Raw genomic sequence first — 17,815 nt, 5'->3', positions numbered from 1 at the left:
GAGTCCAAGTCTAAGTTTCAAATTAACGCCTCTGGGACGCAATGAAGCTCGTTGGATCGTCGAAATTTATTTCAAATTCAGGCTCCTGCCATGATGGCAAATTCGCCTGCCGATATTCTGGTCGAATTGGAAGACGCGGTCGCAGCGTGCCCGTCGGAGCGCTGCGTTCGCGTCCTCGAAGGCATCACCCGCCTCCTCGCCACGAACCGCGATCATCCCCGGGAGATGCTCGTCGGCGTGGTGGATGGCGTCCTGCTGCGCCTGACGGAACGGGTCGCGGCCAGCGCGCTGGTGCAGCTCAGCAAGGCGCTCGCCGAGCTGAACGTGGCTCCGCAGGAGACATTGCGTCGGCTTGCTGCGCACGACGATCCGGACATCGCTTGTCCACTCCTGCTCAAATCGCAAACACTGTCTACGATCGATCTCGCGATGATCGCAGCCTCGGGCGGCGAGCGGCAGCAACTCGCGATCTGCGCCCGCGACAGCATCGAGCCTGTTGTCGCCGAGGCGCTGATCGCGCACGGCGGCAGCGCGCTCCATCTCGCACTGATCAGGAACCCGGGAACCAAATTCTCCGGCACGGCCTATGCCGCGCTGATCACCCGGGCCGAGCAGGATGGCGAGATCACCAAGGCCCTGGCGTTGCGGCCCGGCACGCCGGACATCGTCGTGCGGACATTGCTGTCCGCCTCCCCCGGCAAGAAGCCGTCAGCCAAGCCGAACGCTTCCGCTCTGCCGCCGCCGCAGAATGCGGCAGCAACGGCCAGGCTACCCTCCCCGGCAGCCTATGCGAGCGCGAGGCCGGAGATCGTCGCCCTCAACCGCGTCGGTAAGCTCAACGATTCCACCGTCAACCGTTTCGCGATCCGCGGCGAGACCGCCAATCTCTTCACTGCGCTGTCGGTGCTGTCGGGCGCGCCGATCGAGATCGTGGAGCACATCATGACCGATGACGATTGCGAGGGCCTGGTGATGGCCTGCCGCGCGTCGCGCCTGAACTGGGCGACCACGCTTGCGATCCTGAGCAACCGCAGCGGTGTACGGCTCTCCTTCGCAGAGCGCGAACGCGCGCAACTCCTCTTCGATACACTTCTTTTGTCGACCAGCCAATGGACCGTGCGCTGGGGGGAAATCGCAGCATGTGCCGGCACGAAGATGGGGGTTAACCGATGAAATTCGATGGCCGAAAAACATCTCGCGTAAAGATGGACCACAGGCAGTCTGTCAATCTGATGGGCTCGGACGGCACCTGGCAGCGCAGCTGTATCCTGCTCGACGTGTCGCAGACCGGTGCCAAGCTGGAGGTCGAAGGCACGCTCGACGTGCTCCAGGCCAAGGAGTTCTTCCTGGTGCTGTCGTCGACGGGCCTCGCCTACCGGCGCTGCGAGCTGGTCTGGATCGACGGCACCACGGCCGGCATCCATTTCGTCACCGCAGACGGCAAGCGGAAGGCCGCAGGCCCGCGACCGGCCACCGCGCAGAATTTCGCACACGGCAAGTAGATCCGAACATTCAACCCACGCATTGAACTCCACTCACGTCAACGCCCAGGTCAGACCGTGCAGAACGCGCGAACCATACAAAACCCCGTCGATCGTGGCGGTGGCTTTCGAGAGACGGAGGCCGCGCGCTCCCTCGTGCATGTGCTCGCCGATTCCTCCGACAAATTGTCGGGGCTCTGCTCGATGCTCGAAGAGCGCTTCATCGTTGCGGGCGAAAGGCTGGACTCCGGCGCCAAGCAGTCGCAGGCGGTGCCGTCCGCCATCGTCATCCGCGCCGATCTACGCGACGTCGACAACATCGCGGCCATCAAGAATCGGGCCGGCAAGTTCGCGAAGGCCAGGAAGCGCATCTTCCTGCTCGAGCACGCCTCTCACGTCGGCATTTCGCAGGCCTATGCGCTCGGGGCGACGCTGGTCCTTCCCGGAGCGATCAACCGGATCAAATTGCTGGCGGCGCTGACCGATCTGGCCGACGATGCATCCGCGCCGTCAGGTGGCGCGACGCAGCCGGACAATGCCGTCGAGACCGCGGCGACCGCGATCGCATCGATGTTCATGTCCGTCACCCTCGGCCAGCCGCTCGATGTCGACGGCGCCAAAGAAGCCGGCCGCCAGATCGCCGAGCGCATCACCCAGCATGGCCTGTCGGAATGGCTGACGACGGTGCGGCGCCACCACGAGGGAACCTATCAGCATTGCCTGCTCGTCACCGGCGTCGCCATCGATTTCGGCTTGAGCCTCGGCGTCGGCAGAGCCGATCTGGAGCGCCTGTATACGGCCGCCATGTTCCACGACATCGGCAAGGCGCAGATCCCGCTCGCCATCCTCGACAAGCCCGGCCGCCTCGATCCGGAGGAGCGCGCCATGATCGAGACACATCCGGCCGCTGGCTATGACTTCCTGAAGGGCCACGACAAGATCTCGCCGGAGATCCTCGACGCCGTGCGCCATCATCACGAATTTCTCGACGGCAGCGGCTATCCGGATAAGCTCTGCGCCGAGAGCATCGGCGACATCGTGCGCATCCTCACCATCTCGGACATTTTTGCGGCGCTGATCGAGCACCGCCACTACAAGCCGACAATGCCGCGCAACGAGGCTTACAACATTCTGTGCGGAATGAGCGGCAAGCTGGAAAAGGCGCTGGTGGGTTCATTCAAGCAGGTCGCGCTCACGCGGTGAGCGCGACAAACGCCTCTTCAACCCGACCTAGTGCGTCGCGCGATATCTGGCGGGACGCGGAATAGAGCGGCAGGCCAACCCTTCCGCAAGCAACTTCATGTCCTCGCGTCTGCCGCTGCGGATCAGCCTGGAGAGCTCATCGGGTGTGAAGGGAAGACTTGGATCATCATCAATCGCCTGCCGCGGTCGCGGACCGAACAACCGTCGAACCAGGCTAGCCAGCCGCCGCATGTCAATTCCCTCGCGCCAGCAACAAACCTTTCAGTCCGCATATTGTTCCTCCCGCGCGATCGAGATTGCAAGAGGCAGCAACGACCCCACACCAAAAATTTCCGCGAGAGAATAATCTCCTCCGTGAGTCCCGCGTCAGTCGGCAAAGCCGACATAACGCACGAAATCGTCATTGCCCTCGCGATCCGAGCGAACCGCGTTCGCGGCAAAGTTGTCGTCGGGATAGCCCATCGCGACGCAAGTCATGATGACCTCCTCCTCCGGAATGTTGGCGACCTCGCGCACGATGTCGGAGCGCATGATGCCCTGCCCGTTGATGACAGAGCCGAGGCCGCGGTCCCACGCGGCGAGCACGATGCCGTAGCAGAGTGCGCCGAGATCGAAATGGCAGACCGCGCCGGGATCGAGCACGCGGTCATAGGTCAGCACCAGCGAGACCGGCGCATCGAACTGGCGGAAGCCGCGCAGCACCCAGTCCTGCCGCATCGGCTTGTCGTCGCGCGCGATCCCCATCGCGCTGAACAATTGCTTGGCGATATCGACCTGCCGGGTGCGATGCACGCCCTGATATTCGCCATGGCTGATGATGTCGCGCTTGACCTTGGCGCCGCCAACCATCTCCTCCATGTTGCGGCGGCGCAGCTCTTCCAGCGGCCCGCCTGTGAGCACGTGGACATGCCAGGGCTGTGTGTTCATCGACGACGGCGCGCGCTTGGCGCTCTCGATAATCTCCTCGACGACGGCGCGCGGCACCGGCTCGTTCTTGAAACCGCGCACGCTGCGGCGCGACTGGACCAGCGTTTCGAATTCCACCTGTTTGGCCTCCCTGCCCGTTCATCCCACGGCATTGCAATTGTAACGCGTGACCGGTTGCCGATGCTGTCAGCCAAATCTATGCTAACCCGCAAGCAAGACCAAGAACCCAGCGAGGACTTAAGCGAATGCCCGCACCGCTCGATCCCGTCATCGCCCAGATCATTCCGCTGCTGCCGCTGCGCGATCCCACCGCGATGACGCCACAGAGCGCCCGCGATTCCTTGCGTGCACTGGCTGACTCGCGCGCGGCCGTGCGGCCGCCGCCGGTCGACACCGTGCAGGACATCAAGGTCAAGGGCGGCGCCGGCCCGCTCACGGCCCGCGTCTATCGCATCGGCAGCAATCCCGCGCCGACCGTGGTGTTCTTCCATGGCGGCGGCTGGGTCGCGGGCGATCTCGAGACCCATGACAGGCAGGCGCGCAATCTCGCGATCGAGACCGGCGCGGTCGTCGTCTCCGTCGACTATCGGCGCCCGCCCGAGACGCGCTTTCCCGGCGCCTTCGAGGACGCCTTCGCTGCCACAAGCGACATCTTCAACCGCGTCGCGGAATTTGGCGGCGACGCAAAACGCCTTGGGATTGCCGGCGACAGCGCCGGCGGCAATCTCGCAGCCGCCACCGCGATCACCTGTCGCGATGCCGGCATCACGCTGGCCGCGCAACTGCTGGTCTATCCCGTGACCGACATCGTCGGCCTCTATGCGGACGCGCGCGAGAATGCGCGCTTTCCATCGCGCGCTGAAAATGCCGACGGCTACTTCCTCACGCGCGCCACGATGGAATGGTTTTGCGGCCATTATCTCGCCGATCCCGGCCAGGCCGCCGACTGGCGGGTCTCGCCACTGCGCGCCGCATCGCTCGCCGGTGTGGCACCGGCAATTGTGACCACCGCCTGGTATGATCCCCTGCGCGACGAGGGCACGGCCTATGCGCGGGCGCTGGAGGCCGCCGGCGTGCGGGTCAAGCATCATGAAGGCGCCGGCCTGATCCACGGCTATTTCGGCCTTGGCGACGCCTCCGAGGTCGCGCGGGCGGAAGCGCAGCGAGCGCGCGCCGACTTCAAGGCATTGCTCGCGCGCGGGGTCTGAGCCGTTGCGACGAGGCCGGGCCGAATTGCCAGATCATCTCATCCGCATCGTCATCGGCCTCGTCACCTCGCTGCTGTCGGTCGCGGCCGCCTCCGCCGCACCGCAGACGGTCTATTTTCGCAGCGCCGACGACCGCACCGCGCTGGTCGGCTATCTGTTCCAGCCGACCACACCGCGCCCCTGGCCCGCCATCGTCATGCTGCATGGCCGCGGCGGTCCCTACTCCAGCAACGACAACGGCGACTGCACCTCTGTCGGCGCCGGGCTCACCTCGCCCTGCGACGCCACCACCCTGTCCAGGCGGCACGTGATGTGGGGTGAATATTGGGCGGCGCGCGGTTACCTCGCCTTGCTTCCGGACAGCTTTGGCCCACGCGGCAAGGCGTACGGCTTCGGCCGCTTCACCCATGACGATCCTGACCGCGCCGACGTCAACGAATTGACGGTTCGCCCGCTCGATGCCGAGGGTGCGCTCGCTTATCTGCGCGGACGCGGTGACGTGGTCGACAGCCAGATCTTTCTACAGGGCTGGTCCAACGGCGGCAGCACCGCGCTCAACGTGATGATCCGGCAAGGTGGCAAGACATCAGGCTATCACGGCGCGCTGGTGTTCTATCCGGGCTGCGGAAAGACCGCACTGCTCGCGCCGACCATCTCCACCGCGACACCCATCGCCATGTTCCTCGGCGCCGATGACGAGGAGGTCTCGCCGCAGATCTGCCAGCACGTCGCAGACGGGTCACGGCAATCAGGCAGCCGGATCGACGTCACCGTCTATCCCGGGGCGACCCACGATTTCGACGAGCCCTCGTCCCGGCGCCAGTCAGCCCCCGGGAATCAAGCGGCCATGGACGATGCGCTCGTCAAGGCCATAGCGATCCTCGACCGCTGGAAAAATTGAGCCTCACGTGGAGGCGATGGTGCCGATCCTGCTTGATTGCGCCACGATTCCGGTCTCCAATTCGCGCGCCATCTTTTCGGTTTAGGGAGACACCCATGATGAAACGCATTTTCCTGGCTGCGATCGTTGCCACCTTTGCGGCGGGCTCGGCGTTGGCGGACGACACCTGCGAGAGCAAGGCGGTCGGCAAGGACGGCAAGGCGCTCGCCGGCGCCGCCAAGAACAGTTTTATGAAGAAGTGCAAGGAAGACGCCTGCACGCCCAAGGCGATGAGCGCCGACGGCAAGCCGCTCGCCGGCGCCGCCAAGAACAGCTTTATGAAGAAGTGCGAAGTCGGCGCGTAAGGCGCTGTGAATTCGCGGCTTCTTTAGCGAGCAATCAACACACGAACTCCCTCCTGGCCGGGACATCTGCGCGAAGTGCGTCTTCGCGCAGATGTCTCGGCCATTCGCGTTCCGCGCACACGAAGCCAACATCGGGCATGGCGAAGAAGACGCCATCCCGCTCCCGCGGAGCGCGCAAAGCAAAATCACCGCCACTCTAGACAGAACGCCTCGGCTGACGGATCATGCAGTGCTGAGCGAAATGGGGCGCGTCGACGAGGCTTTCCAGGAAAGGGACGTCAAGATGTGGCAACTTCGAGTGCGTAGTCCGATTACGGCAACGGTGAGCTTGCTCTTCGCGCTGCTCATCGGTGTTGGAGTCGCGAACGCAAGGGGCGTCGGTCTACCCAACGTCATGGTCCTCGCAACCGGCGGCACAATCGCCGGCTCCGGGGCGAGCAGCACCACCGTAGTCGGTTACACCGCAGCGACCGTGGGCATAGAGACTCTCCTGAACGCCGTCCCCGAGCTGAAGACGGTGGCCAACGTCAAGGGCGAGCAGGTTTTCCAGATCGCCAGCGAGAACATGAACAATGACTACTGGCTGAAGCTTGCCAAGCGCGTCAACACGCTCCTCGCGCAGGACGACGTCGACGGGATCGTGATCACCCACGGGACCGATACGATCGAGGAAACCAGCTATTTCCTGAACCTGGTCGTCAAGAGCAAAAAGCCTGTCGTCGTCGTGGGCGCGATGCGGCCGTCGACCGCGATCAGTGCGGACGGGCCGATCAACCTCTTCAACGCGGTCATCCTCGCAGGCAGCGAGGAGGCGGTCGGCAAAGGCGTGCTCGTCGCTCTCAACGATCAGATCAACGCGGCTCGTGACGTCACCAAGAACAACACCTCGACGGCAGACACCTTCCGCACGCCCGAACTCGGCTTTCTCGGCTACATGCAGGGCAACAAACCGTACTTCTATCGTCAATCGACGCGCCGGCACACGGCGGACTCCGAATTCGACGTGTCTAACCTCGATACACTCCCGCAAGTCGATATCGTCTACGGCTATGCCAACATGAACCGGGTCGCGATCGACGCCTTTGTCGCCGCAGGGGCCAAGGGGATCGTGCATGCCGGCACGGGTGACGGCAGCCTTGCCCGGCCAGCGGTTGAGCCGGCTCTGGACGAGGCCCACAAGAAGGGTGTCGCGATCGTTCGCAGCAGCCGCGTCGGCAACGGCATCGTCGCGCGCAACGGCGAAGCCAAGGACGACGAACACGACTTCATCGTCTCGGATACGCTCAATCCACAGAAGGCGCGCATCTTGCTGATGCTGGCGCTGACCAAGACGACCGACAGCAAGGAAATCCAGCGGATGTTCTACACTTACTAGCGCGTCCGTGGAGCAGTCGCCCTACTCCCGCTTGTAGCGATAATCAAAGGCGGCGCCGAGCGGCTTGATCAGGCCGACCGTCGGCGCCGGAAAATGAATCGGCAGGATCAGCGTGTCGGTGTCGGCGACTGAAGCAAAGAACTTCCGCCGCGACACCGCCGACTGCTTGGCATCCCAATCGGGCTTTGCCGACCAGTCCGGCTCGCGGCACTGGATCTGGTGATGCATGAGATCGCCCGCGACCACCGCGCGCTGGCCCTTTGAAAAAATGTTCACGCAGCAATGGCAGGGCGAATGCCCCGGGGTCGGCGTCAGCGTCACGGTGTCGTCGAGCGCATAGTCGTCGTCGACGAGCAGCGCCTGCCCGGCCTCGACGATCGGCAGGCAATTGTCGCGGAAGACCGTGCCGGGCGGATTGTTGCCTTTGGCGTTCTCGGCTTCCCAGGCCGCGTACTCGCCCTTGTGGAAGACGTATTTCGCGTTCGGAAACGTCGGCACCCAGCGACCGTCGCGCAAGGTCGTGTTCCAGCCGGTGTGGTCGATGTGCAGATGGGTGCAGAAGACGTAGTCGATCTGCTCGAAGCCGATGCCGAGCGCGAACAGCTCGTTGCGCCAGCGCTCCTTGCCGGGGAAATCGAACGGCGGCGGATGCCCCTTGTGCTCGCCGGTGCAGGTGTCGACCAAAATCGTGTAGCGCGGCGTGCGCACCACAAAGGTCTGGTAGGTGATCACCATCATGCCGCGCGCGGCATCGAACACCTCAGGCTCCATGGTCGGCAGATGGCGCTTGAACACGCTGTCGTCATAAGCCGGAAAAAAATCCTGCGGCCGCCGCCACGGCCCCTCCCGTTCGATCACCGCGTCGATGGTAATGTCGCCGATCCTGAGCTGCTTCATGCGCCTTCTCCTGATTTTCTCAAGCGTAGCGAACGAGTTCGCAGCGTTCAAGGCGAGTCAGCGCAGGCCTGCGTTGCTGAGTTCCCATCACCAGTGCAACAGCCACTCCAGTTGGACTCTTGCGACAGCATTCACGCCGCGACGCGGATGCGTCGCCTGGGCGTCACACGCGCGTCGTCGGACACGCTCGATAATCTTCGTGTCATCTTGAGATACACGCGCACAGATTGCGCAACGAAAAGCATGGGGCGGTCACGTGAAAAAGCTCTTCTTCCTGATATCTTCGATCTCGCTTGCCGCAACGCTGGCTGGCGCTGCGGCGCCTGTTCACGCCGATCAGGATGACAACGGACGCGACCGCGGTTCCGACGGTCCGCGCGATGGCGACCATGATCAGGGGCATCATCACGGACGCCGATCGCCGCCGGTGGTCCTCATCTCGCTCGACGGTGCAAAGCCCGATTTCATCAAGCAGTTCATCGAGGAAGGCGTGCTGCCGCGCGACGGCGGCTTGGCGCGGCTGAGCCGCCATGGCGCGGTGGCGGTGCAGAACATCACGGCGTCACCGTCCCTCACCGCGGTCTCGCATATCGAAATCGCCACCGGCTCGACCGCCGTCCACAACGACATCCCCTCCAACACCTTCCAGGCGATCGTCGGGGCCAGCACATCGAGCCTCAGCGGCTTTGCGGCTCCGATCGGCGGCTATCGCGAGAGCCCGCTTGGACCTTCGCCGCACCCGACGGCATCGCCACTGTGGGTGCAACTGCGCCAGCAGGGCAAGAAAGTGGTCACCGCGACATGGCCCGGCGGCGACGGCGCCGACATCTCGATCAACGGCACGGTGGTGCAACCCGCACAGCCGATCCGCACCACCGACTTCACCGTGCCGTTCGGCGCATTCGGCGGCCTCGGTGCCCAGGGCTTTTCGCTCACCCAAACGGATTTCGCGGCCGATCCGGCGGTGGCCACGGCGCTGCAGGCGGCCGGCCGCTTTTCATTCAGCCCGGTGCTGGCGACGTCCACGCCGATCGAGACGTTCTCGTGCGCATCGGCTTCGACCGCAACCTGTACCAGTGCGGCGACGCAAGACCTCAAATACGCGATCCGCATTGCCGCGCTCGACACCACCAATGACAACAAGGTCAACTACGACACTCTGGTCTTCTTCGACACCACGCGCGGCATTACGGCAGGACCGTTCGCGCCGCCGGCGACCGGACCAGCCTACGCAAAATTCGGCGGCGAGAACGCGCCATTCTTCTTCGACGGCAGCGGGGCGAAGGTTGGCACTGCGTACTTCGTCTCGCAGCTCGCGCCTGATTTGTCGGTGGTACGCTTCGCCCGCTACGGCGCCAACTTCATTCCGCGCAATGCGCCCGTGCTCGCCGATGTCGACGACATCAACAACAGCGTCGGGTTCTGGCGTCCGCAGGCTGATTTCCGCATTCCGGAGCGGCTGAGCCCGGGCTTCACCAATTTCCCCGACGTCGAGATCGAGACGATGTTCGAGGACATGGTCAAGACCTTCGTGCGTTATCAGGCCGATATCGGCGAGCGGGCGATCAAGAACCATCCCGACGCCGACCTCGTGATGGTCTATATCGAGCAGCCCGACGGCTCCGAGCACCAGTTCCTGCTCACCGATCCCCGTCAGGGCACCAATCCGAAGGACCCGAGCTCGACCGGCACCAACCAGGACCCCGCCAAGGTCGCCCGCTACGCATCCTATATCCGCTTTGCCTATCAGACGGCGGACAAGGCCGTGAAGCGGATCACCGAGGCGGCGGGCGAGGACAGCAACGTCATCGTCGTGTCGGACCACGGTTTTGCGCCATTCCACACCTCGGTCAGCATGACCAACATTCTGAAGAATGCCGGCATCGACACCACCAAACTGGCGATCCGCACCTCGGGCCCCGCGGCCAACATCTACATCAACCTGCAACAACGTGAGTCCGGCGGCACCGTCGATCCCGCCACCTACTCAGCGCTGGTCGCGCAGATCACCGATGCCGTGAAAAATGCGGTCGATCCCAACCCGAAGTTCAACGGCTCACTCGAGGCAGGACGGCTCTTTACCGTGGTCGAGACCCGTCCGCTCCAGTGCGAGGCCGGAATCGGGCAGTGCACCAGCAAGACCATCGGCCAGGATTTTGGCGATGTGTTCGCGCTGATGGCCCCTGGCTACAATTTCGACGGCATCCAAAGCCCCGGCGTCGCCCGGCTCGGCGATGCCGCATTCAGCGCGGCGACGACGATGCTGTCGATGCCCAATTTCTACGGTGCCCACGGCCACGATCCAAAACTGCCGGTCATGAGCGCGACCTTCATCGCCTCCGGCCCCGGGATCCGCGACAACACCACCATCCGCCGCATGCGCAATCTCGACGTGGCCCCGACCATCATGCAGATCCTGGGCGTCAGGCCGCACGGGGTCGATGGCGAAGTGCTGCGCGAGATTTTGCGCTAAACGATTGAGGCCCGAACGGATGGGCGCTGATCAGCGCTCATCCTAGACCAACCACATCGCACGACCATCCGCGTGGCACCAACCCGGATTGCGCTGCGCTCCATCCGGGCTACAGGTCCCAACTACGACCGCAACCCCGGCGCTTCCTGCCCGGTGCGCGCGACGTACTCCGTGTAACCGCCGCCGAACTGGTGGATGCCCTCCGGCGTCAGCTCGAGCACGCGGTTCGACAAGGTCGCCAGGAAATGGCGGTCATGCGAGACGAACAGCATGGTGCCCTCGAAATCCGAAAGCGCGGTGATCAGCATTTCCTTGGTGGCGAGATCGAGATGGTTGGTCGGCTCGTCCAGCACCAGAAAGTTCGGCGGATCGAACAGCATTTTTGCCATCACGAGGCGCGCTTTCTCACCACCCGAGAGCACGCGGCATCGCTTCTCGACGTCGTCGCCGGAGAAGCCGAAGCAGCCGGCGAGCGCGCGCAGGGAGCCCTGCCCCGCGGTCGGAAACTGATCTTCGAGCGACTGGAACACGGTGCGCTCGCCGTCGAGCAGATCCATCGCGTGCTGGGCGAAATAGCCCATCTTGACGCTGCCGCCGACCGCGACCGTGCCCTCGTCGGGCTCGCTCGCACCCGCAATCAGCTTGAGCAGCGTCGACTTGCCGGCGCCATTGACGCCCATGACGCACCAGCGCTCCTTGCGGCGGATCATGAAATCCAGCCCGTCATAGATCCGCTTGCTGCCATAGCCCTTGAACACCTTCTTCAGGGCAACGACGTCTTCGCCCGAACGCGGTGCCGGCAGGAAGTCAAAAGCGATCGTCTGGCGGCGGCGCGGCGGCTCGACCCGCTCGATCTTGTCGAGCTTCTTGACCCGGCTCTGCACCTGGGCTGCATGCGACGCACGCGCCTTGAAGCGCTCGATGAACTTGATTTCCTTGGCGAGCATCGCCTGCTGGCGCTCGAACTGCGCCTGCTGCTGCTTCTCGTTCAGCGCACGCTGCTGCTCGTAGAATTCGTAATCGCCGGCGTAGGTGGTGAGCGAGCCGGAATCGATCTCGACGACTTTCGAGATCACGCGGTTGATGAACTCGCGGTCATGCGAGGTCATCAGCAGCGTGCCTTCGTAATCGTGCAAGAACTTCTCGAGCCAGATCAGGCTTTCGAGATCGAGATGGTTGCTCGGCTCGTCGAGCAACATGACGTCGGGACGCATCAGGAGAATACGCGCCAGCGCGACGCGCATCTTCCAGCCGCCGGAGAGTTTTCCGACGTCGCCGTCCATCATCTCCTGGCTGAAGCCGAGGCCGGACAGGGCTTCGCGCGCACGACCATCCAATGCGTAGCCGTCGAGCTCTTCGAACGCGTGCTGCACCTCGCCATAGCGCGCGATGATCTCGTCCATCTGGTCGGCCTTGTCAGGATCGGCCATCGCAGCCTCGAGCTCGCGCAGCTCGGCCGCGACCTCGCTGACGGGACCGGCGCCATTCATCACCTCGGCCGCCGCGCTGCGGCCGGACATCTCGCCGACGTCCTGGTTGAAATAGCCGATGGTGATGCCGCGATCGGTCGAGACCTGCCCTTCGTCGGGCAATTCCTCGCCGGCGATCATCCGGAACAGGGTGGTCTTCCCGGCACCATTGGGGCCGACGAGGCCGATCTTCTCGCCCTTGTTGAGGGCGGCGGAGGCCTCGATGAACAGGATCTGGTGGCCGGCTTGCTTGCTGACGTTGTCGAGGCGGATCATGGGGTCTTTTTGGGGGAATGTTGCGTTGCGGCGTAATAGGCCATATGGGCCGCAAGGGAAAGCCCGGCCGGACCCGGATTTTGCCCTCGCACGACCTTAAATCCCGCAATTCGGCTTGCGGCTTACGCCTTATAGACCTCGACGGTCTGCATCATGCCCATCTCCTCATGGTTCATCATGTGGCAGTGGAGCATGTAGACACCGGTGAAATCGACAAAGCGCGAGCGGAACACGACTTGGCCGCCCTTGCGTTCCACGATCACGGAATCCCGCCATTCCGGCACGGCCAGCGCCTTGCCGTTGGCCGAGACCACCTGGAACGGGTTGGTGTGGATGTGGAAGACGTGGTCGTCGTGCTCATGCGTGTTGACGATGGTCCACTCCTCGACCGCGCCCAACTTGACCCGCTGGTCGATACGTCCGGGGTCGAACTTCTTGCCGTCGACGAAGAACTCGAACTCCTGCCAGTGCCCGGCGGCATCCGCCTCCGGCGCGGTCGCCGACAGCACCACCTTGCGGCGATTGGTGATCTCACTGTCCTTGATGGTCGCGAGCGGCGCCGGCGGCAAAGCGCGCGGCAGCTTCATGTCCATCGGCGCGCCCGACACCACGACCCGCGCCAGCGGACCGACCGGCGACGGATGGCCCTGATCATAGGGCGCCGCGTTGAAGGCGTAGGTCCCGGCGCCGCCCGCCTTCACCAGAATGTCCGCGCGCTGGCCCGGCGCGATCAGGACCTGCTTGAGCGGCTGCACCGCGCCGAGCTGGATGCCGTCATAGGCGATCGCCTGCAGATCGTGCCTCTCGAGGTCGAGCAGCATGTCGTCCTGATAGGCGGCATTGAGGATGCGCCAGCGCTGCACTTCGCCGGGGCGCATCTCGATTGTCGGCCGCCGCTGGCCATTGATCGCGAGGAAGCGCGTCGCCGTCTCCGGAAACAGCGTCTCGAAATTCTCGACCATGCCGTTGGCGTCGTAGACCACCTGGGTCAGCACCAGCAGCCGCTCGCGGGCGGCCGTGATCTCCGGCACGCTGGCGAAATCGCCCTCGACGATGACGGCGCCCACCATGCCGCTCGACATCTGGATGTCGGCGCTGCCGTGGTGGTGCGGGTGATACCAGTAGGTGCCGCTGGTGTGGTCGGCCGGCAGCGTGATCTCGATGTTGTAGCTGGAGCCCGGCGCCATCGATCGCATGACGTTGTCGGAGATCCCGCTCGGGCTCGTATGCGCGCCATGGAAATGAAAGTTGGTGTTGTTGAACTGGTGCGGATGGCTGATGTCGGCGGGCAGGCCATCGCGGTTCGGCGGCAGATCGTTGATCATCTTGATCCGCAGCGTCTCGCCGGGCTTCATGCGCAAGGTCGGACCGGGGCTGCCGCCCTCATAGGACCGGACATAGAGCCTGACGCCGCCGATCTGGCGATAGGCGTAGCCGACACGCAAGGTCGTGCTCAGCACGCCGTTGACGGACCTGCGCACCTCGGGCTCGACCAGCGGCTGATCCATCGCGGGAACCGGGTTCTCCGGCACCATGCCCATCTTCGGCGACATATCCGCGGTGTGCGATGCGCCCGCACGGTCGTGCATGGCGTGCTGGGCGTTCGCGGCGCCTCCGATCAATGACAGCGCTCCTGCCGCACCAAGCAATTGCCGCCGCGACAATCTCGTCGTGCTCGTGACAGAAGACGCACCGTTCGGATCGTGCTGCATTTGAGTTCGCCCCTGTTGCCGATCCGTCATCAGTTCGATTCGATTCTAAAGCAAGCGCGAAACGACGATTCCATCCAGGGAGTGCGCTGCATTCACCGGTTATAAACGCCCTGCCCCTTTCTATCGTCGCATGACGAATCACGTCGGATTCGAGCTAGCTTCAGCGCGTAGCTTCCGGGCAGCGATGCCGTCAGCATCGTGAGCCCCTCGAAACCTTGTACAAGGATCTGATCATGGGGCCTTCGCGACGCGCGTTCGTGAAGTGGTTATCGGCGGGAGGCATCTCTGTCAGCCTGTCGCATCTGGCTTCGGCGGCGGGCGTTCCTTTCGCAGCGCACGAGACGTTGCCCGGACGCGGCAATTTCAACCCCGCGACAAAAGGTGCGGGCCGTGTCGACGGCGTCGCCAAAGTCACCGGCGCAAAGCTTTACGCCTCCGACTTCCGCGCCAACGATCTTGCTGGCTGGCCGCAGACCACCTCGCACGCGATCCTGGTGCGCGCCAACGACGCCACGCATGTCTACACCGGCATGGACCTCGCCCGCCTGAAGGGCGCACTGAAACCCTCCGTCGTCGTGACCGCTGATGATCTCGACCGCATCGGCACGCAGGTGCCGGAGTTCTACGCCGGCGACCTGTTCTGTCCGGTCGGCAAAACGCCGCTCTATCTCGGCCAACCGGTCGCGCTTTTGATCTTCGAAAAGTTCGACGCCTTCGACCAGGCGCGTCTCGCGCTACGCGATGGCACTTTCGTCCAATTCGGCGAGGAGACCGGGCCTGTCGTCGTCCCCGATTACGGGGCCTTCCGCTTCACCCGCGTGGCAGGCCCCTCGCCTGACAAGCCGGATGTCTATTCGCCGATCCAGGCCGGCTGGGTCTCGCCGAAGAAGGTGCAGAGCGCGGCGCTGCCGGTGTGGTCGGCACTCGCCAAGGGGATGCCGGCGGATTACGCCAAGGCGGCAAAATATGGCGAGCAGATCCGCGCCGAGCTCGCCGCAGACGACGCCACCATGCTGGTGCTCGACCGCGAGTTCGAGACGCAATCGGTCGACCCGATGTTCCTAGAGCCGGAATGCGGGCTCGCCTGGTACAACGGCAAGGGCGGCAATAAGGGCGGCAATCTCGAACTCCTGCTCGGCGTACAGTCGCCCTACGAGGCGGCGGAGTCGATCGCGCATCTGTTCGGCAAAGCCCGCGCGCCCTACAAGCCGGCGCACATCAACGCGCAGTTCGCCCATGTCGGCGGCGGCTTCGGCGGACGCGACCACACGCCGTTCATCCTTTATGTCGCGCTCGCCGCGATCTGCTTTCCCGGCAAGCCCGTGCGGCTGGCGCATGACCGCTACCAGCAGTTTCAAGGCGGCATCAAGCGCCACGCGATCAGGATGCGCTCGCGCATCGGCATCGATCGCGCGACCGGCAAGATCAAGGCGTTCGCCGCCGATCACGTACTCGACGGTGGCGGGCTCGCCCATTTCTCGGCCAGCGTCGCCGTCGTCGCGGGCACGGGCGCGATCGGCATCTACGACATTCCAAAGGTCGACGTCAGGACCGTCGCGGTGCACTCGCGCGGCGTGAGCGCGGGCTCGATGCGCGGCTACGGCATCCTGCAAGCCATGACGGCGCTGGAGGTCCTGATCGACGAGGCGGCGTCCGAGCTGAAGCTCGATCCGATCGAATTCCGGCGGCGCAATGCGCTGCCCCAGAACGGCCGGACCATGACGGGCAATCCCTACATCGTCTCGGTGCGCACGCCCGAAATCCTCGACAAGCTTGAGAAGCATCCGATCTGGCAGCAGCGGGCACAGTTCAAACAGACATCGTCGGATCGGCTGGTCGGCACCGGCGTCGCCTGCGTGACGAAAGACTATGGCTCCGGCGCGGACGGCTCGCTCGGACGCGTCGAGCTTGCCCCCGACGGCAAGATCGAAATCCATTGCGATCATGTCGAGATGGGCAACGGCATCGGCACGGCGCTGGCCAACCGGGTCGCAAGCCATCTCGGCGTCATCGCCGACGAGGTCTCGGTCGCCCGCGTCGATAGCTATGACGTACTCGGGCTGGTCACATCAGGCGATCCCTCCACCATGGACCAGAAGACCCAGGATGCTGCGGAGAAAAATCCGCGCTGGGTGCCCGCGATCAGCTCGCCGACAAGCTCCTCGATCGGCGCGCATGTCGGCACCCATTCCGCGGGGGAAGCCGCCCGCGTCATTTTCCGCTTCGGCCTGTGGCCCGCGGCGCTGGAGCTGTGGCACATCGCAAGGACTGATCCGCGCGCACGGCAATGGGACGCCGCAAGCTGGCAGAACGGGCAGCTGACCATGCCTGGCCTAGAACCGCTGGCGCTGCCCGTACTGGCCGCGACAGCTCATGCGCGCGGCTTCGTCACCGGTGCGGTTGCGCACAGCTTCTCCCGCTGGGCGTGGTCGCGGGCACGCTTTCCGCTGTTCGGCGAGCAATACCGCGCCGACATCGACGCGCTGGCGGTCCGCAGGGGCAACGGCAAGTTCGAACGGATCAACCGTGTCAGCGTCAAGTTTCCGCCGACCGACAACAACCGCATCGGCACCGCCTACACCTCGATGTGCGGCACGGTCGTCCGCGTCGAGATCGAGCGCGCGACGGGAGCCTTGCGCATCGCCAAGGCCTATAGCGTGCTCGAATGCGGCACCGCGCTGGTGCCCGAGGTGGTGATGGGCCAAGCCCAGGGCGGTTTCGCCATGGGCGTCGGCTATGCGCTGCTGGAGACGCTGCCTCCGTTCGAGGGCGGTCCCGGCAACGGCGAATGGAATCTCGGCCGCTACCTGGTCGCACGCGGCTCCGACCTGCCGCTCCGCGATCTCGAGATCGAGATGCTGAAGCCGCTAGTACCAGACGAAGCACCGAAAGGCATGGCCGAAGTCGTGATGATCCCGATCGTACCGGCGCTCATCAACGCCATCCATGACGCCACCGGCCATCGCTTCCGCGCGCTGCCGGTCACATCAAGCCTGCTAAAGGGAGTGCTCGCGTGACGACCCTCAGCCTTACCATCAACGGCCAGAAGCACGGTCCGATGGACGTCCGCGACGATCTCTCGATGAACGATTTTCTGCGCGAGATGCTCGGAATGACCGGCACCAAGTTCGGCTGCGGCGCCGCGCAATGCCTGAGCTGCGCCATCATCGTCGATGCGCCCGATGGCACCAGCACCACCAGCCCGACCTGCGTCGCCCCCGCCGTGAACTTCGACGGCAAGTCGATCCGCACCGTCGAGGGTCACGCCAAGGATGGCCAGCTCTCGGCATTGCAACAGGCCTTCATCAATCACTTTGCTTTTCAATGCGGCTATTGCACCGCCGGCTTCCTCAACGAGGGTCAGGTGCTGCTCGAACGTCTCGCACGCACACCGGTCGCCCGCGAGGCGCTGGAGCAGACCATAGCGGAGGCGCTCGACGGCCATCTCTGCCGCTGCACCGGCTACATCAAATATCACGAGGCGGTGCGCGACGTGATCCTCGCCGATGCAAACCGCTATCTCATCGCCAATAAGTGAGCGCGCAAGGA

At 64.3% G+C, this 17,815-nt stretch carries 14 protein-coding genes; 10 read left to right on the top strand and 4 right to left on the bottom strand.

Annotated features, from left to right (window positions below; all coding sequences use genetic code 11):
• The first annotated feature begins 90 nt into the window (after positions 1-90).
• Genes BMW89_RS11715 through BMW89_RS11705 form a run of 3 tightly spaced genes read left to right on the top strand, consistent with a single transcriptional unit; the run spans position 91 to position 2,684 of the window.
• Positions 91-1,173 carry a DUF2336 domain-containing protein gene (locus BMW89_RS11715; protein ID WP_092026053.1) on the top strand — a complete coding sequence of 361 codons (1,083 nt, stop codon included), beginning with the start codon at positions 91-93 and terminating at the stop codon, positions 1,171-1,173.
• Entirely contained in the window at positions 1,170-1,502 is a 333-nt protein-coding gene (locus BMW89_RS11710; protein WP_092026050.1) for a PilZ domain-containing protein, read from the top strand. Before BMW89_RS11715 ends, BMW89_RS11710 begins: the two co-directional genes overlap by 4 nt.
• 57 nt (positions 1,503-1,559) lie before the next feature.
• Positions 1,560-2,684, top strand: a complete 1,125-nt coding sequence (locus tag BMW89_RS11705) for an HD-GYP domain-containing protein (protein WP_092026047.1) — start codon at positions 1,560-1,562, stop codon at positions 2,682-2,684.
• A 366-nt stretch (positions 2,685-3,050) separates the two neighbouring features.
• On the opposite strand, the gene BMW89_RS11695 is transcribed toward BMW89_RS11705, so the two are convergent.
• Positions 3,051-3,728 carry a nitroreductase gene (locus tag BMW89_RS11695; RefSeq protein ID WP_092026041.1) on the bottom strand — a complete coding sequence of 226 codons (678 nt, stop codon included), beginning with the start codon at positions 3,726-3,728 and terminating at the stop codon, positions 3,051-3,053.
• A gap of 128 nt (positions 3,729-3,856) precedes the next feature.
• Here BMW89_RS11695 and BMW89_RS11690 point away from each other — a divergent pair, with 128 nt between their 5' ends.
• The 4 genes from BMW89_RS11690 (at position 3,857) to BMW89_RS11675 (ending at position 7,439) form a co-directional block, all read left to right on the top strand.
• Entirely contained in the window at positions 3,857-4,819 is a 963-nt protein-coding gene (locus tag BMW89_RS11690) for an alpha/beta hydrolase (protein WP_092026037.1), read from the top strand.
• A gap of 25 nt (positions 4,820-4,844) precedes the next feature.
• Positions 4,845-5,720: a dienelactone hydrolase family protein gene (locus BMW89_RS11685; protein WP_210187565.1), complete on the top strand. Its 876-nt coding sequence runs from the start codon at positions 4,845-4,847 to the stop codon at positions 5,718-5,720.
• A gap of 95 nt (positions 5,721-5,815) precedes the next feature.
• Complete coding sequence (locus BMW89_RS11680) at positions 5,816-6,064, top strand: hypothetical protein (protein WP_092026034.1); 249 nt, start codon at positions 5,816-5,818, stop codon at positions 6,062-6,064.
• A gap of 91 nt (positions 6,065-6,155) precedes the next feature.
• The gene (locus BMW89_RS11675; protein WP_283805324.1) at positions 6,156-7,439 is read left to right on the top strand and encodes a type II asparaginase; all 1,284 of its coding nucleotides are present in this window, start codon (positions 6,156-6,158) and stop codon (positions 7,437-7,439) included.
• Between the two features lie 21 nt (positions 7,440-7,460).
• Here BMW89_RS11675 and BMW89_RS11670 read toward each other — a convergent pair whose 3' ends face one another.
• Positions 7,461-8,336, bottom strand: coding sequence for an MBL fold metallo-hydrolase (locus BMW89_RS11670; protein WP_092026031.1), 876 nt, complete (start codon positions 8,334-8,336; stop codon positions 7,461-7,463).
• Positions 8,337-8,592: 256 nt separating this feature from the next.
• On the opposite strand from BMW89_RS11670, the gene BMW89_RS11665 reads away from it, so the two are divergent.
• Complete coding sequence (locus BMW89_RS11665) at positions 8,593-10,809, top strand: alkaline phosphatase family protein (RefSeq protein WP_092026028.1); 2,217 nt, start codon at positions 8,593-8,595, stop codon at positions 10,807-10,809.
• Positions 10,810-10,931: 122 nt separating this feature from the next.
• On the opposite strand, the gene BMW89_RS11660 is transcribed toward BMW89_RS11665, so the two are convergent.
• Both BMW89_RS11660 and BMW89_RS11655 read right to left on the bottom strand, forming a co-directional pair.
• Complete coding sequence (locus BMW89_RS11660) at positions 10,932-12,554, bottom strand: ABC-F family ATP-binding cassette domain-containing protein (RefSeq protein WP_092026024.1); 1,623 nt, start codon at positions 12,552-12,554, stop codon at positions 10,932-10,934.
• A 122-nt stretch (positions 12,555-12,676) separates the two neighbouring features.
• A complete protein-coding gene (locus tag BMW89_RS11655) occupies positions 12,677-14,266 on the bottom strand; it encodes a multicopper oxidase family protein (protein ID WP_092026021.1) in 1,590 nt (529 codons plus the stop codon).
• 233 nt (positions 14,267-14,499) lie between these two features.
• Between BMW89_RS11655 and BMW89_RS11650 the strand changes: the two genes are divergently transcribed.
• Together BMW89_RS11650 and BMW89_RS11645 are read left to right on the top strand one after the other, a co-directional pair.
• Positions 14,500-17,283: a xanthine dehydrogenase family protein molybdopterin-binding subunit gene (locus BMW89_RS11650; protein WP_092026349.1), complete on the top strand. Its 2,784-nt coding sequence runs from the start codon at positions 14,500-14,502 to the stop codon at positions 17,281-17,283.
• Positions 17,280-17,804 (top strand): (2Fe-2S)-binding protein, encoded by a 525-nt coding sequence (locus BMW89_RS11645; RefSeq protein WP_092026019.1) that lies wholly within the window; start codon positions 17,280-17,282, stop codon positions 17,802-17,804. Before BMW89_RS11650 ends, BMW89_RS11645 begins: the two co-directional genes overlap by 4 nt.
• Positions 17,805-17,815: the final 11 nt, after the last annotated feature.

Source organism: Bradyrhizobium sp. OK095, assembly GCF_900109945.1.
Taxonomy (GTDB): Bacteria; Pseudomonadota; Alphaproteobacteria; order Rhizobiales; family Xanthobacteraceae; genus Bradyrhizobium.
Note: the sequence above shows the minus strand (reverse complement) of the source record. Positions and strands in the feature narration are given on the sequence as shown.